The sequence below is a fragment of the Agarivorans albus genome (assembly GCF_019670105.1).
Taxonomy (GTDB): Bacteria; Pseudomonadota; Gammaproteobacteria; order Enterobacterales; family Celerinatantimonadaceae; genus Agarivorans; species Agarivorans albus.
Genome location: NZ_AP023032.1, coordinates 3,020,352 through 3,036,514, shown reverse-complemented (window position 1 = coordinate 3,036,514; position 16,163 = coordinate 3,020,352). Strand labels below are relative to the sequence as shown.

Sequence of the window (16,163 nt, the reverse complement as noted above, 5' to 3'; positions counted from 1 at the left end):
CAAAAAATCGCTGTATTTTTTGCAAAGTAAGCGATCTTCTGCTGCAAGTGTTACTAGTTACATGCTAGATATACTGGACGTGATGGCGCTATTTCAAATTGTCTAGGTTATTGCTAAAAAAGTGTTTGAAATAAACGGTTTGCATAGTCGTCTGTCATACCCGCGATGTAGTCTGCAATCACTCTGGCTTGGCTTTCGTTGTCTTCACCTGCTTGCAACCAACGGCTGCGAGTATTGATGGGCAGTAAACGCTCTGGATCGCTGGCAAAAGCTTGAAATAACTCCATAACCACTTGCTGGCCTTTAAAGCGAACCATTTCTATCTCAGGTGTTTGAATCACATAGTGCAATACAAAACGTTTTAATACATCTAGCGCTTGCGCCATGGGAGGGTCCATTTTAGCCTGATAGTCCAGCTGAGGTTCCTCAAATTTTGTTTGCGCTTGTAAGCTTATAGCGGTGATAAAGCCGTTCACAAGGCTGCCAATAGCATCTTTTTGATCGTAGTGATGTCGGCTAAATAACTTAACCGACAGCCCACCTATTTCATCTGCTAGCCAGCAATCTTTTATGTCGGCAATGGCCGAAGCTACCTGTTCTTGCCAGTCGTGTCGGCTAACTATGCCCATCACTATAGCGTCTTCTAAATCATGCACCCCATAAGCAATGTCATCAGCCAGCTCCATTATCGAGCAATCTAGGGATTTGTAGTTACTTTTACGGTGATGTGCGTCGCCTAGGCTGCGACTGCCAACAAAGGTAGTTCTATCAGCTTCGCTTAGGCTCTCAAGCACCCAGTTGTAAAGGTGCTTGTCGTCGTCATAAATACCTTTAGCTGGCGCCCAGTCCGCTACTTTTAACTGACGAAAGCTCTTAGCTACTGGTGGTAGTGGGTTTCTTTGCAATTGGCTGAGCAGGCAGGGGTACTTCATTATGCCTAACAGGGTTCGCCGGGTAAGGTTCATACCATTTGCGCGAGTATACGGCTCAAGCTTGGTGAGAATACGAAAAGTTTGTGCGTTGCCCTCAAAACCGCCGTCGTCACGCATCATGTAGTTGAGCGCTACTTCACCGCCGTGGCCAAAGGGCGGATGACCAATGTCGTGAGCTAAGCAAAGGCTCTCGATAAGATTAAGCTCGGGCAATACGCAATTTTGTGGCTGATTGTTAGCGCTAATATGGCCAACAATACCAGTACCAATTTGCGCCACTTCTAAGGAGTGGGTGAGGCGAGTACGGTAGAAATCGTTGTTGCCTATGCTGAGGACTTGGGTTTTGTTTTGCAGGCGACGAAAGGCTGCGGAATGCAAAATTCGCGCTCTGTCTCGCTGCCAAACGCTGCGATGATCGTTACGTCTTTGATTTTGCTCTTCGGCGTATCTTGCTGTTCCAGCTTGTTGGCTTAGTTCACTCATTGCACGCTCCCAAGTTGCTTAATACCAATCGTACTAAGTAACTGTTCATTCTATCTGGTTAAAATGCTCGATAACTGCGTTAGAATTTTTGATCGTAGAATAGCTACTTATCGAAAAGCTCTGCCTTATTCTCGAGTATTTTCCTGCGTTATTTCTGATCACTTACTTAATGTGATTGGTACAAGCTCTACACTACAACAGATTTTCTAAAAATAACATGACCTTAAGCTAATGCATCTGGCTGAATTAAACACAATAAAAAAGGGTGCTTAACGCACCCTTGTTGAGTTTTTGCAAGTGAGCTGCGATTAGTCGGCTTGGCGATAACCATCTAAGAAAGTGGCGATGCGGCCAATCGCTTCACGTAATTCTTCTTCGCGAGGCAAAAATACAATGCGGAAGTGATCAGGTTTGGTCCAGTTGAAGCCAGTACCTTGCACCACCAAAATTTTCTCTTGTTGCAGTAAGTCTAAGGCGAATTGTTGGTCGTCTTTAATGTTGAATTTTTTCACATCAAGCTTAGGGAACAAGTACATTGCTCCCTGCGGTTTTACACAACTTACACCGGGAATATCATTGAGTAATTGCCAGGCTAGGTTGCGCTGCTCATACAAGCGACCGCCTGGTACGATTAACTCATTAATACTTTGGTAACCACCTAAGGCGGTTTGAATGGCATGTTGAACTGGCACATTGGCGCACAAGCGCATCGAGGCCAACATGTCTAAACCATCTATGTAATCTTTAGCGCGATGTTTAGGACCACTTACTAACATCCAACCCGAGCGGAAACCACAGACTCGATAAGCCTTAGATAAACCGTTAAAGGTGAGGGTTAATACGTCGTCTGACAAAGTAGATAAAGGTACGTGCAGGGCTTCATCATAAATGACTTTTGAATAGATCTCGTCGGCAAATAAAATCAGATTATGCTGACGCGCTAATTCCACTAACTCTAGAAGCAACTCTTTACTATAAACTGCGCCAGTAGGGTTGTTGGGGTTAATTACCACTAAGCCTTTGGTGCGAGGAGTAATTTTGCTGCGAATATCTTCAATGTCTGGGAACCAGCCTGCTTGTTCATCACATTCGTAATGTACTGGGTTACCGCCAGATAGTGTTACAGCGGCTGTCCATAATGGGTAGTCGGGAGCTGGCACTAACATTTCATCGCCATTATTAAGCAGCGCTTGCATGGCCATTACGATTAGCTCACTCACACCGTTACCTAAATAGATATCTTCTAGGGTAGTAGTGCGTAAGCCTTGCAATTGATAATGATGCATCACCGCTTTGCGGGCAGAGAATAAACCTTTTGAGTCACAGTAGCCTTGGGCGGTAGGTAGGTTGTGAATAACATCTACCAGAATTTCTTCAGGGGCTTCAAAATTAAATTCGGCAGTATTGCCAATATTTAATTTGATAACACGGTGGCCGTCTTCTTCGAGGCGTTTTGCTTGTTTCAGCACTGGACCACGAATGTCGTAACATACGTTGTCTAGCTTATGTGACTTCTCTATTTGATACATGATGATTATGGGTCCCTTTACAATAAACGTATTAACTTATTTTTTGCGGTAGCATGCAAGTGTTTAGGCAAGCTAATTGCGCTTTTTCAGGATTTTTTATTATGAAAGCGCAGAACCGCGTTAGATGGTGATAAACTGACGGCGCAACATAATTGACTACTGCGAGACTATGTTAGAACTCAAACACTTAAAAACCTTACAAGCCTTAAGAGAAACCGGCTCTTTGGTGGTAGCTGCGCAGCGTTTATGCTTAACCCAATCGGCTCTTTCGCATCAGCTCAAAGAGTTAGAATCGCGTATTGGGGCGAAGCTGTTTGTGCGTAAAACCAAGCCTTTGCGTTTTACTATGGCAGGCTTACGGGTGTTAGAGTTAGCAGATAGTGTGCTAGAGCAAGTTCAACATACCGAGCGCGAACTGGCCCGTTTAGTTGGTGGTCAAGCGGGGCGTTTGCACCTAGCCATTGAGTGTCATAGTTGCTTTAACTGGTTGATGCCTGCTATCGATAATTACCGAGGCTTATGGCCAGATGTTGAGTTAGATTTTAGCAGCGGATTTAGTTTTGAACCTTTACCAGAACTTGCCCAAGGTCAGTTAGATTTAGTTATTACTTCAGACCCTCAACCTAGTGAAGGCATTGTATTTTCGCCACTGTTCTCTTATCAGCCGACCCTTGCTTTAAGCCCTAATCATCCTTTGGTAGACAAGCCGGTAATAGAGGCAGAAGATTTTGCCAATCAAGTGCTCATTTCTTACCCAGTAGATACTCATCGTTTAGATCTGTTTAATCTGTTTTTAGACCCAGCCGGCGTTGAACCCTTAGCGGTACGTAAAGTGGATATGACGATTATGATGATGCAGTTGGTAGCCAGTGGCCGCGGGGTAGCTGTATTGCCAAATTGGGCATTAACTGAATATGTAAACAAAGGCTACATTGTGACGCGTGAGCTAGGGGATGGGAAACTGTGGCAAAACCTGTATGCGGCGCGCCATGAAAGCCATCAGGACAGCGCCTATATCGAAGCGTTTTTAGATATTGCCCGCGAGCATTGCTTTAGTCATCTCGATGGTATTAAAGCTATCGGTGATAAATAACCGACGACTAAATAGGGTCTACAGCGATTAGTTGGTTATCAAACATGTTTTTGATTAAGCCAACAAACTCATCAATGAATTGCTGTTGCTGTTGGGTAGGACTAGACATCCACACTCCAGAGAGAACTTGTTCTAAGTCGTTAACGATTGCGTCTATCTCGCGAATCACGGTAAAGCGGTGTTCACTGTCTAAATGCTCATGTTGACGACAAACCAACATCACGCTTTCTGATAGTTGCTCAGAGACATAGTCGCAAATAGTTAAGGGATTTTGCTGAGCTTGAGTATGCTCAAACAGCGCTAAGTTATCTGTTAAAAATCCAATTAACTGAATGTAACCTTCACTATCAGTTACCATCGTGCATGTATCCTCTCTCAAAAGTATTAGCCCTAGTGTATAACGAATATGCTCGAATACAACATGCGCTAAGACACATTTGTTAACACTTATAGGGTTTGGGTTAGCTCCGCTGAGTGAATGTAAGCCTGCAAGCAGTTACTTGGCAAATATAAGCGCGGATTGGCACGGCGTAAGTCGCGCAAATGATAATCTAATAGGCGTTTATCTATTGGTGTATTGCTTTCGGTTTGTTGTAACCACTGTACCAAGCTTTGAGTATTTTGTTGGAAGCCCTGTTCTAAGCCAGCAATTTGTTGTTTGGTTTTAAGCATTTCTTCAACATTAAGCGGCGAGCGTTGCACCATATTTATGAGATAAGGCGTAAGTATACTTGCTTGTTTCATGTAGCTATCGTTTACCGGTACCGGTGATAACCTTAAGTTTTGTTGGCGTTCTAGTTGGCCGCAGATATGGTTGGCTTTAAGCAGCGCCACAGTTTGCTGAATAATTTGGTTGGTATCAAAACCTTCACCATACATCTCATGAATGCCAGTAGCTAAATCGTGCTTAGCTAACCGTACTTTGTGAAAGGTGAGTTGCTCTCGGGTAAATAGCCTAACTCGGCTAGGTGCTGCTGGTCGCGGCACAATAATCGCAATCTGATTACGTTTTTGCTCAAAGTACAAATTGGCTATCGCATGTTGTTGCTCGCTAATGCTGATGAGTTGGCCGCTAATTTGGCAGCCCACTGATTTAGGAACATCTCCTAAATGGCTGGCACTGACATATTGATGCGGGTAGTCGGGTAGTGCTTGAATTTGTCCTAGTTGGCGCTGCATAAAGTGAGTCGCGATAGCCGCGCGACATATCGCGTTTTCACCAATCGCAGGCGGATTCAATACCTTCCAGCCAATCAACACAGCGGTAAGCAGCAACAAGCTGCTACTAATTGCTATTAAGGGTTGACGCCGAATGATCATGTTGGCCTCACAAGACAAAGAAAAACACAGATAGTTAAGTTATCTGTTAGTTGCCGAAAAACTAAAGAGATTATTGAAAGTATAGTCCATACATCGCGTAGTTAAGGAGCAATGTAAGGACTACTTTTAGGCAATTTGGCGCTTGAACGGAGGTTGTTCGGCTAACTCAACAATGCCTTTGGGCTTGCTACAACAGCTAAGAATTTGCCCTTTAGGAATGTTAGCTAAAGGCGTGTGGCTATATTCCACTTCGCCTTTTACTAGGGTGGTTCTGCAGGCGCCGCATACACCTTCGCGGCAATGATACTCCGGCGTAAAGCCAGCTTGTTCATACGCTTCTAAGATGCTTTTGTGGTGGCTATCAACCACCACTTCTATTCCGCCTGCAATAACGCGGCCTTCTTTTTGAGACATTACAGCTCAAAGTCCTCGAAGTCGTCGATATCAATACTAGAGTCAATTTGCCCTACTAAGTAAGAGCTGATCTCTGCTTCTTGTGGTGCCACTTGCACGTTGTCTGATACCAACCAAGAGTTAATCCAAGGGATAGGATTGCTGCGATCTTCAAAGCAAGGTAACAAACCAACTGCTTGCATGCGGGTATTGGTAATGTATTCAACGTATTGGCATAGAATGTCTTCATTTAACCCAATCATCGAGCCATCTTTGAACAGGTATTTTGCCCATTCTTTTTCTTGCTCTGCGGCATCGGTAAACATGCGCCATGCGTCTACTTCACACTCGGCAGCAATTTCGGCCATTTCTGGATCGTCTTTGCCTTCGCGCATTAGGTTAATCATGTGCTGAGTACCGGTTAAATGCAGTGCTTCGTCACGGGCAATTAGCTTGATGATTTTGGCGTTACCTTCCATTAACTCGCGCTCTGCAAAGGCAAATGAACAGGCAAAGCTTACGTAGAAGCGAATCGCTTCAAGTACGTTTACCGACATTAAGCAAAGGTATAACTTTTTCTTAAGCTCTCGCACAGTGATGTCATGAACAACACCATCAACCTCATGCTCTCCTTCACCATGCAGGTGGTAAATAGAGGTGGCTTGAATCAGATCGTCGTAGTAGCCGGCAATGTCGTTAGCGCGTTTGATGATCTCTTCATTTTCCATGATGTCATCAAATACTTCACCTGGATTGCCCATTACATTACGGATAATGTGGGTGTATGAGCGAGAGTGAATGGTTTCACTAAAGGCCCAAGTTTCAATCCAGGTTTCTAACTCTGGCAAACTAACTAATGGTAACAACGCCACGTTAGGCGAGCGGCCTTGAATACTATCAAGCAGTGTTTGGTACTTAAGGTTACTAATAAAAATATGCTGTTCGTGAGCCGGCAGCTTGTTGTAGTCAATACGGTCACGGCTTACGTCTACTTCTTCTGGTCGCCAGAAGAAAGACAGTTGTTTTTCGATTAGTTTTTCAAAAATCTCATGACGTTGTTGGTCATATCGGGCCACGTTTACAGGCTGACCAAAGAACATGGGTTCTTTGGTAGCATCGTTGGCATTTTGAGTAAAAATTGAGTAGCTCATCTACATTTTTCCTAAAAATTTCTTAATGCGCTTTAGCGCGTAAACTTGGCTTAAATCTTACATGCTCCGCCAGCGCAATCATCATCTTCTGGCTCTGGCTTCAGGTCGTCTTGTTGGTCGCTAGCACCGTCGCGGGTGTTATGGTAGTACAGCGTTTTAACCCCATATTTGTAGGCGGTTAGCAAGTCGGCAATTAATGCTTTCATTGGAACGCGGTTACCTTCATAACGGCTTGGGTCGTAGTTAGTGTTGGCCGAGATACTTTGGTCAACAAACTTCTGCATTAGGCCAACTAGCTGCAAGTAACCTTCGTTACTAGGAATGTCCCACAGTAATTCGTAGTTGTCTTTAAGTGCTTCAAACTCTGGCACAACTTGTTTCAAAATACCGTCTTTACTGGCTTTAACGCTAATAAAACCGCGAGGTGGCTCAATACCGTTAGTGGCATTTGAAATCTGGCTAGAAGTCTCTGACGGCATTAAGGCAGAAAGCGTTGAGTTACGTAAGCCGTGAGTCACAATCTCTTCACGTAGCTCTTCCCAGTCGTAATGCAAAGGCTCATCGCTAAGCTTGTCTAACGACTGTTTGTAAGTATCGATAGGCAATACACCTTTCGAGTAGGTCGTCTCGTTAAACATTGGGCAAGCGCCTTGCTCTTTGGCTAAGCGCATAGAGGCCTTAAGCAACCAGTATTGAATCGCTTCAAAGGTGCGGTGAGTCAGGTTGTTGGCACTGCCATCGCTGTACTTAGTGCCATTTTTAGCTAGGTAGTAGGCGTAGTTGATAACACCTATCCCTAAGGTACGACGGCCATCAGAGCCCTTCTTAGCGGCTTTGATAGGGTAGTCTTGATAATCTAGCAGGCTATCTAGAGCACGAACAGCAAGGTCAGACAGCTCTTCTAACTCATTTAAGTCTTCAATAGCGCCTAAGTTAAAGGCCGAAAGTGTACAAAGGGCAATTTCGCCATTTTCATCATGTACGTGTTGTAGCGGCTTAGTTGGTAAGGCAATTTCTAAACATAGGTTAGATTGGCGAACCGGTGCTTGTGCTGGGTCAAATGGGCTGTGAGTATTACAGTGGTCTACGTTTTGAATGTAGATACGACCCGTTGAGGCGCGCTCTTGCATTAGCAACGAGAATAGGTCAACAGCCTTAATTTGCTCTTTACGGATGCTTGGGTCTTGCTCGTATTTCACATACAAGCTTTCAAACTTGTCTTGATCTTCAAAGAAGGCATCGTAAAGCCCTGGTGCATCACTTGGCGAGAATAGGGTGATGTTTTCACCTTTTACCAAGCGTTGGTACATCAGCTTGTTAAGCTGCACACCGTAGTCCATGTGACGAACTCGGTTATCGTCTACACCACGGTTGTTTTTAAGTACTAAGAGTGATTCTACTTCTAAGTGCCAAAACGGGTAGAAAATAGTGGCTGCACCGCCGCGAACGCCGCCTTGAGAACAACATTTAACTGCTGTTTGGAAATACTTATAAAACGGAATACAACCAGTGTGGAAGGCTTCACCACCGCGAATTTCACTGCCTAGGGCGCGAATACGACCTGCGTTAATACCAATACCTGCACGTTGAGAAACGTAAGTTACGATTGAAGAAGCAGTGGCATTAATTGATTCTAAGCTGTCGCCACACTCAATCAATACACAAGAGCTAAACTGGCGAGTTGGGGTACGTACCCCCGACATGATTGGCGTAGGTAAAGAGATCTTAAATTTAGACGTCGCATCATAGAAGCGACGAATGTAATCAAGGCGAACCGACTTGTCGTAGTGAGCAAATAAACAGGCTGCTACCAAAATATACAAGAACTGGGCACTCTCGAAAATCTCACCAGTAACACGGTTTTGTACTAGGTATTTCCCTTCAAGTTGCTTAACTGCCCCGTATGAGAAGTCCATGTCGCGCCAATGGTCGATAAAGTCGTCCATTTGGGCAAATTCTTCAGGGCTGTAGTCTTTAAGCAAATGCATGTCGTAGCGGCCAGCTTCACACTGTTTTACTACGTGGTCGTAAAGCTTAGGTGGTTCAAATTGACCATAGGCTTTTTTGCGTAAATGGAATACTGCTAAACGCGCCGCCAAAAATTGGTAATCTGGCGTTTCTTGAGAGATTAAATCTGCCGCAGCCTTAATTATGGTTTCATGAATATCTTTAGTGGCCATGCCATCGTAGAACTGGATATGAGACTTAAGTTCTACCTGCGATACCGAGACATTTTTAAGGCCTTTAGCGGCCCAAGTTATCACTCGGTGAATCTTGTCTAAGTTGATCGCTTCTTGTTTACCGCTGCGTTTGGTTATCAGAAGATCTTTATTCATGAAGGGGAGGCCCTGTTATCCTAATTTCGCTACTGCTGATCTAGTACTGCTATTTTTCCTTAGCCACTAGATATAGTGTTTTCAAATTTTATGGATACAAGATAATGAGGTTTTGGCTTTTTCGCAAGTCTTGGCAAAGTTGAAGATATTGTGTATAACTTGCAAATAACTCGGCTATGTTAGTAGTTACTAACTAGCTATCTATATAAGCTGACTAAGCTTGCATTAATGCAAGTTTTTTTTCGTAAAATTTTACTCAAAAAATTTATTTTTATAAAACTTGAACTTGCTTACAAATCGCCCAGCCAGTCGATTATTGTTTGTTCGAGCTGTTCACTTTTTTGGCAGTGAATATTTGCAGCCCATTGCTCAACTTTGTCTTCTTTAGAGAGATAACCCCAAAGGGCCAATAGGGTAGTCATATTGGTATTATTGCCCGCCTGAATATCGCGTTCAGCATCGCCCACATATAAGCAGTTCTCTGGCTTAACCTTTATGATTTGGCAAGCCAATAGCATTGGGGCAGGATCGGGCTTACGCAGTGGCAGTGTATCGCCGCCAACCAATACGCCAGACTGTTCAAACTCGGGGAAGAAGCGAAGTAACTGCTTACTTAAACCCTCGGGTTTATTGGTAATAACTCCCCAAGGAATCTGGTGTTGGTTAAGCCATTGTAATGTTTGTTTAATACCGGGAAAAAAGTCGGTGCCTTGGCAGATGTTTTGCTCATAGTAGTCAAGCAATTGTTGGCGTAATTCAGCTTGGGGCTGCTGCTCCCAAGTGCTGCCAAAGCCTGCTTTTAGCAAACCGATAGCGCCGTGAGAGCTAAGCTGGCGCGCTTGGGCTAAGCTGAGCGGCGCTTGTTGGTGTTGTTCAAGCACATAGTTAGCAGCAGCGCCTAAGTCTGGTGCAGTATCAAGTAAGGTACCATCAAGGTCGAACAATACCGCCGCTTGCTTATTCATTATTGCTCCGGTTTAGCTAGTTGCACCATGTAGTTAACATCTACGTTTCGACTTAAGCGAAAGCTTTCAATAATAGGGGTAAATTGCACACCACTAATGGCTTCACTACGTAAGTTGCTTTGGTCGGCCCATGCTAGTAGCTCGGACGGGCGAATGAATTTGTCATGCTGGTGAGTGCCATCGGGAACAATTTTTAGTAACTTCTCGGCAGCCAGAATCATATAAAGGTAGGCTTTTGGCGTTCGGTTAATAGTAGAGACAAATACTTTACCGCCCGGTTTAACCATGCTGGCACAAGCCGCAATCACTGAGCCTGGGTCCGGTACGTGCTCTATCATCTCCATGCAGGTTACTACATCGTAGTGCGCTTGATGGGCTTCGGCATGCGCTTCTGCAGTGGTTTGTAAGTAGTTAAGTTGGCTACCGGTTTCTAAAGCATGTAGCTTGGCAACTTCAATTTGTTCTTTGCCCATATCAATAGCAGTAACGTCTGCACCACGAACCGCCATGCTTTCGGCTAAAATGCCGCCACCGCAGCCCACATCGAGTACTTTTTTGCCAAATAAGCCTGCCGCGCCGCGCTCAATATAATCTAAACGCAGTGGATTGATTTGGTGAAGGGTTTTGAATTCCCCTTGTTTATCCCACCAACGTGAGGCTAAGCCTGCAAAATGTGCAATTTCTTGATGGTCAACATTTTCGTTGCTTTGAGGGTGTTCCATAAACTTGTCAATCCACGTCAGTATTTGTAGGCATTATAAGAACTTGTTCATTGCAGTCACTAGCTTTTGTTCAATTCTTGAGTTTTTTCATTTTTCTAACTGAAAAGAGCGACATCAAGCCTGTTAAGGCCGTTATTTTATGGTAAAGTTTGCGATTACGCTGAGTAATTGTAAAAAGCAATAAAAACGAAGGATTTTGTCGTCTATGAGCGATCTTGCAAAAGAGATTACGCCGGTCAATATTGAGGATGAGCTAAAGAGCTCATATCTTGATTACGCCATGAGCGTTATTGTGGGGCGCGCCTTGCCAGATGTACGTGATGGTTTAAAACCAGTACATCGCCGGGTGCTTTACGCAATGAATGTTTTGGGTAACGACTGGAATAAACCCTATAAAAAATCTGCCCGTGTGGTAGGTGACGTAATTGGTAAATATCACCCACATGGTGATAGTGCTGTTTACGATACGATTGTTCGCATGGCGCAGCCATTTTCGCTGCGTTACATGTTGGTAGACGGTCAAGGTAACTTTGGTTCGGTGGACGGCGATTCTGCGGCGGCCATGCGTTATACCGAAATCCGTATGGATAAGTTAGCCCACTCTTTACTGGCCGACTTAGAAAAAGAAACCGTAGACTTCGTACCTAACTACGATGGTACAGAGCAAATCCCTGAAGTACTGCCAACTCGAGTTCCTAACCTATTGGTTAATGGTTCTTCTGGTATTGCGGTAGGTATGGCGACCAACATTCCACCACACAACTTAACCGAAGTGGTTAACGGTTGTTTGGCAATGATTGAAAACCCAGACATCACTATTGATGAGCTGATGGAATTTATTCCAGCGCCAGATTTCCCTACTGCCGGTATCATTAACGGCCGTGCTGGTGTTATTCAAGCTTACCGCACTGGTCGTGGCAAAGTTTCTATTCGTGCTAAAGCCGAAGTAGTTACCGAGAAAAATGGTAAAGAAACCATTATTGTTCACGAAATCCCTTACCAGGTGAACAAAGCTCGCTTAATCGAGAAGATGGCCGAGCTGGTTAAAGATAAAAAGCTAGAAGGTATTTCTGCTCTACGTGATGAGTCTGATAAAGACGGTATGCGTATTGTGGTTGAGCTTAAGCGTGATGCTGTGGGCGAAGTTGTACTAAACAACTTGTATTCACAAACGCAAATGCAGGTATCTTTTGGTATGAATATGGTGGCCTTGGATAACGGCCAGCCTAAGATATTCAACCTGCAAGAAATGATCGAGTGTTTCATTCGCCACCGCCGCGAAGTAGTTACACGTCGAACCGTATTTGAATTGCGCAAAGCGCGCGATCGCGCCCACATCCTTGAAGGCTTAGCCATTGCGCTAGCTAATATCGATGAGATTATTGAGCTAATCAAAACCTCACCAACGCCTGCTGAAGCAAAAGCTGCATTAGTGGCTAAAGGTTGGGATTTAGGCGCAGTATCAGCAATGTTAGAGCGTGCTGGTGATGACGCGGCTCGCCCAGATTGGTTAGAAGCTGAATTTGGTATTCGTGATGGCCAATACTTCATCACACCAATTCAAGCTCAAGCAATTCTAGACTTACGTTTACACAAGTTAACCGGTCTAGAACATGAAAAAATCATTGGCGAATACAAAGACCTGTTGGAACTTATCGCCGAATTACTGCACATCTTAAATAGCCCTGAGCGTTTGATGGAAGTAATTCGTGACGAACTTATCGAAGTGCGTGAGCAGTTTGGTGATGAGCGTCGCACCGAGATTTCTGCCAACAGTGCTGATATTTCTCTAGAAGACTTAATTAACGAAGAAGACGTGGTAGTAACCCTATCTCACGAAGGCTACGTTAAGTACCAACCATTGACTGAGTACGAATCTCAGCGCCGTGGTGGTAAAGGTAAAGCAGCAACTAAGATGAAGAATGAAGATTTCATCGAGAAATTGCTGGTTGCCAATACTCACGACACCGTACTGTGTTTCTCAACGGTAGGTAAAGTTTACTGGATGAAGGTTTACCAGCTGCCGCTGGCGAGTCGCCAAGCACGTGGTAAGCCAATTGTTAACTTACTTCCGTTAACCGAAGATGAGCGCATCACCGCTATCTTGCCAGTACGTGAGTACGAAGAAGACAAGTTCATCTTGTTTGCTACCGCTAACGGTACCGTTAAGAAAACTCCGCTAACAGCATTTAAACGTCCGTTATCAAGTGGTATTCGTGCTATTAACCTTAATGATGATGACAAGCTAATTGGCGTAGATATTACCAACGGTAATAACGAAATCATGCTGTTCTCTGATGCAGGTAAAGTGGTTCGCTTTAACGAGAAGCAACGTGATAGTGAAACTGGCGCGGTGAAGCTGGACCCAGAAACTGGCGAAGAGCTATTGGCATTGCGTCCAATGGGTCGTACCGCTGCTGGTGTTCGTGGTATTTCACTTGATGCTGGCCAGAAAGTGGTATCGTTGATTGTGCCAACCGGTGACGGTGATATTCTTACCGCTACAGAAAATGGTTACGGTAAGCGTACCAAGCTTGATGAGTACCCAGCTAAGAGCCGTGCAACTAAAGGTGTTGTTTCTATTAAGGTGAGCGAGCGTAACGGCCTAGTGGTTGGTGCGGTTCAGGTAACCGAAGCGCAAGAAATGATGCTAATTACTAACGGTGGCACCTTGGTGCGTACTCGAGTAAATGAAGTTTCTCTAGTTGGTCGTAATACGCAAGGTGTTACTTTAATCCGTACTTCTGAAGATGAGAAAGTGGTAGGCCTTCAGCGTATCGATGAAATTGAAGAAGACGAGTTAGAAGAGCTAGCCGAAGGCGAGCAGGCGGCTGAGGTAAGTGATGCAGCACCAAGCGAGGATGCACCAAGTGCAGACGATGCTGGTGAGGCAGAGCCCGATCAGCAGTAAGCTAAAAATATAAAACAACGGGCGGCTTTTAGCCGCTCGTTTTAGTTTAAATAGATTATATGAACCACTTAAGTGGTCGCACACAACATAGAGTAAGAGATGTAGCATGGACAAAATCTATAACTTTTGTGCTGGTCCTGCGATGTTACCTGAAGCGGTAATGAAGCAGGCGCAAGCCGAGTTTTGTAACTGGCAAGGTCTAGGTGTATCGGTGATGGAAGTTAGTCACCGTGGTAAAGAATATATCGCTATGGCCGCCGAGGCCGAGCAAGATCTCCGCGATTTATTAAATATTCCAGATAACTACAAAGTGCTGTTTTGCCAAGGTGGTGGACGTGGTCAATTTGCTGCTGCGCCGCTAAACCTATTAGGTGATAAAAAGTCAATCAGCTTTATTACTACTGGCCAGTGGTCTAAAGGTGCAGTAGCTGAGGGTGAAAAGCACGCCCAAGCGAGTGTATTTGACGCGCTAAGTAGCAATGAGCAAGGACAAATCAGCGTAAAGCCAAGCGCTGAGTGGCAATTAGATAAAGATGCCGCTTATGTTCATTACTGCCCAAATGAAACCATCGAGGGCATTGCCATTGATGACATCCCCGATGTGGGAGACATGGTATTAGTCGGCGATTTCTCTTCAACGATTTTGTCGCAACCTATTGATGTGAGTAAGTTCGGTTTAATTTACGCTGGCGCGCAAAAGAATATTGGCCCTTCGGGTTTAGCGATTGCTATTGTGCGTGACGATTTACTGGATAACGCTCACCCATTAACACCAAATATCTTTAACTACAGCTTATTAGCGGGCAGTGATTCCATGTTTAATACCCCGCCTACCTATTCATGGTATTTAGCTGGCTTGGTGTTTAAATGGTTAAAGCAACAGGGTGGATTAACTGCAATGGCTGAGAAAAATGCAGCTAAAGCCGAGTTACTTTACTCATATATTGATAGTAGTGATTTCTACCAAAATAATGTTGCTCCTGAAAACCGTTCCAAAATGAATGTGCCTTTTCAGTTAGCGAATAGCGAGCTGGATGCCGCCTTTTTAGCCGAGTCTGCAGCCGCTGGATTGGTGACTTTAAAAGGTCACCGAATTGTTGGTGGTATGCGTGCAAGCATTTACAATGCAATGCCAATTGAAGGCGTGCAAGCCTTAGTAGACTTTATGGCTGACTTTGCCCAGCGCAATCGCTAAGGAATTTTCATGACGTGTGATTTTCATGCTTTAGCCAATCAAGGCATACAAGGTTTACACCCTTATCAAGCAGGTAAACCAACCGACGAGCTAGAACGTGAGTTGGGCATTAGTAACATTGTTAAGCTCGCCTCTAACGAAAACCCTTTGGGCATGAGCCCACTGGCCTTGGCCGCAATTGAAAAAGCCACCAGTGAACTAACTCGTTATCCAGATTCAAATGGCTTTTATCTAAAACAAGCGCTGGCTGATAAATACGGCTTGACTGCTGAGCAATTTACCTTAGGCAATGGCTCAAATGATGTATTGGACTTAATTGCTAGAGTATTTGTGAGCAGCGAGCACGAAGTGGTGTTCTCACAACATGCTTTTGTTGTTTACCCAATTGTGACACAAGCAATAGGCGCAAAAGCAGTAGTTGTTCCAGCCAAAGACTGGGGGCACGATTTAGATGCCATGGCCGAAGCGATTACTGATAAGACCCGTTTGGTGTTTATCGCTAATCCGAATAACCCAACAGGTACTTTTCTTAGCAGTGATGCACTATATGGCTTTATGCAAAAGGTGCCAGAAAATGTAGTGGTGGTTTTAGACGAGGCTTATTACGAGTACTTGTCTGAAGACGAGCAGGCACCTTCAACAAGCTGGTTAGCGCAGTTTAGCAACCTAGTGATTACTCGCACCTTTTCTAAGGCTTATGGTTTAGCTGGCTTGCGCGTTGGTTACGCTATTTCTAGCCCTGAGATTGCAGATTTGCTAAACCGCTTACGTCAGCCGTTTAACGTGAATAGCCTTAGCTTGGTGGCGGCAGTGGCGGCGCTAAAAGATCAGCAATATTTACAGCAAAGTATCGCGTTGAATCAGCAAGGTTTGCTGCTGTTAAGCCAGTTCTTTAAGCAAAATGCTATTAGCTATATTCCTTCAAAAGGGAATTTTATTAGCTTTTTAGCGCCAAGTGGCGATGCTCAAGAGCTTTATCAGCAGTTACTCCATAAAGGCGTGATAGTTAGGCCGGTGGGCCCATATCAGATGCCTGGTTATCTGCGTGTAAGCATCGGTACCGAACAAGAAAACCAAACTTTTATTAAAGCTTTAAGCCAGCTAATTGGCTCAATTTAAGTAGAGATTTCGAT

The 16,163-nt window shown here is 44.5% G+C and carries 13 protein-coding genes; 4 read left to right on the top strand and 9 right to left on the bottom strand.

What is annotated here, in order from left to right:
• Positions 1 to 113: 113 nt before the first annotated feature.
• Both K5620_RS13685 and K5620_RS13680 read right to left on the bottom strand, forming a co-directional pair.
• Positions 114 to 1,415 carry an anti-phage deoxyguanosine triphosphatase gene (locus K5620_RS13685; RefSeq protein WP_016401733.1) on the bottom strand — a complete coding sequence of 434 codons (1,302 nt, stop codon included), beginning with the start codon at positions 1,413 to 1,415 and terminating at the stop codon, positions 114 to 116.
• Positions 1,416 to 1,723: 308 nt separating this feature from the next.
• Positions 1,724 to 2,944, bottom strand: coding sequence for a pyridoxal phosphate-dependent aminotransferase (locus K5620_RS13680; RefSeq protein WP_016401732.1), 1,221 nt, complete (start codon positions 2,942 to 2,944; stop codon positions 1,724 to 1,726).
• Between the two features lie 169 nt (positions 2,945 to 3,113).
• Between K5620_RS13680 and K5620_RS13675 the strand changes: the two genes are divergently transcribed.
• On the top strand, positions 3,114 to 4,037 hold the full coding sequence (locus K5620_RS13675; protein WP_016401731.1) for a LysR substrate-binding domain-containing protein: 924 nt from the start codon (positions 3,114 to 3,116) through the stop codon (positions 4,035 to 4,037).
• A gap of 7 nt (positions 4,038 to 4,044) precedes the next feature.
• Here K5620_RS13675 and K5620_RS13670 read toward each other — a convergent pair whose 3' ends face one another.
• The 7 genes from K5620_RS13670 to ubiG form a co-directional block, all read right to left on the bottom strand.
• Entirely contained in the window at positions 4,045 to 4,395 is a 351-nt protein-coding gene (locus tag K5620_RS13670; protein WP_016401730.1) for a DUF3802 family protein, read from the bottom strand.
• Between the two features lie 89 nt (positions 4,396 to 4,484).
• Positions 4,485 to 5,357 (bottom strand): hypothetical protein, encoded by an 873-nt coding sequence (locus K5620_RS13665; protein WP_016401729.1) that lies wholly within the window; start codon positions 5,355 to 5,357, stop codon positions 4,485 to 4,487.
• 126 nt (positions 5,358 to 5,483) lie between these two features.
• Entirely contained in the window at positions 5,484 to 5,771 is a 288-nt protein-coding gene (yfaE, locus tag K5620_RS13660; protein WP_016401728.1) for a class I ribonucleotide reductase maintenance protein YfaE, read from the bottom strand.
• Positions 5,771 to 6,901, bottom strand: a complete 1,131-nt coding sequence (nrdB, locus tag K5620_RS13655; RefSeq protein ID WP_016401727.1) for a class Ia ribonucleoside-diphosphate reductase subunit beta — start codon at positions 6,899 to 6,901, stop codon at positions 5,771 to 5,773. The genes yfaE and nrdB overlap by 1 nt, the downstream gene beginning before the upstream one ends.
• Before the next feature lie 50 nt (positions 6,902 to 6,951).
• The gene (nrdA, locus tag K5620_RS13650) at positions 6,952 to 9,237 is read right to left on the bottom strand and encodes a class 1a ribonucleoside-diphosphate reductase subunit alpha (RefSeq protein WP_016401726.1); all 2,286 of its coding nucleotides are present in this window, start codon (positions 9,235 to 9,237) and stop codon (positions 6,952 to 6,954) included.
• Between the two features lie 290 nt (positions 9,238 to 9,527).
• The gene (locus K5620_RS13645; protein WP_016401725.1) at positions 9,528 to 10,202 is read right to left on the bottom strand and encodes an HAD family hydrolase; all 675 of its coding nucleotides are present in this window, start codon (positions 10,200 to 10,202) and stop codon (positions 9,528 to 9,530) included.
• Positions 10,202 to 10,924, bottom strand: coding sequence for a bifunctional 2-polyprenyl-6-hydroxyphenol methylase/3-demethylubiquinol 3-O-methyltransferase UbiG (gene ubiG, locus K5620_RS13640; RefSeq protein ID WP_016401724.1), 723 nt, complete (start codon positions 10,922 to 10,924; stop codon positions 10,202 to 10,204). Before ubiG ends, K5620_RS13645 begins: the two co-directional genes overlap by 1 nt.
• Positions 10,925 to 11,129: 205 nt before the next feature.
• Here ubiG and gyrA point away from each other — a divergent pair, with 205 nt between their 5' ends.
• From gyrA to hisC, 3 genes are all read left to right on the top strand, one after another.
• Positions 11,130 to 13,835, top strand: coding sequence for a DNA topoisomerase (ATP-hydrolyzing) subunit A (gene gyrA / locus K5620_RS13635; RefSeq protein WP_016401723.1), 2,706 nt, complete (start codon positions 11,130 to 11,132; stop codon positions 13,833 to 13,835).
• Between the two features lie 106 nt (positions 13,836 to 13,941).
• On the top strand, positions 13,942 to 15,030 hold the full coding sequence (gene serC, locus K5620_RS13630) for a 3-phosphoserine/phosphohydroxythreonine transaminase (protein ID WP_016401722.1): 1,089 nt from the start codon (positions 13,942 to 13,944) through the stop codon (positions 15,028 to 15,030).
• A 9-nt stretch (positions 15,031 to 15,039) separates the two neighbouring features.
• Entirely contained in the window at positions 15,040 to 16,149 is a 1,110-nt protein-coding gene (gene hisC / locus K5620_RS13625) for a histidinol-phosphate transaminase (RefSeq protein ID WP_016401721.1), read from the top strand.
• Positions 16,150 to 16,163 lie beyond the last annotated feature (14 nt).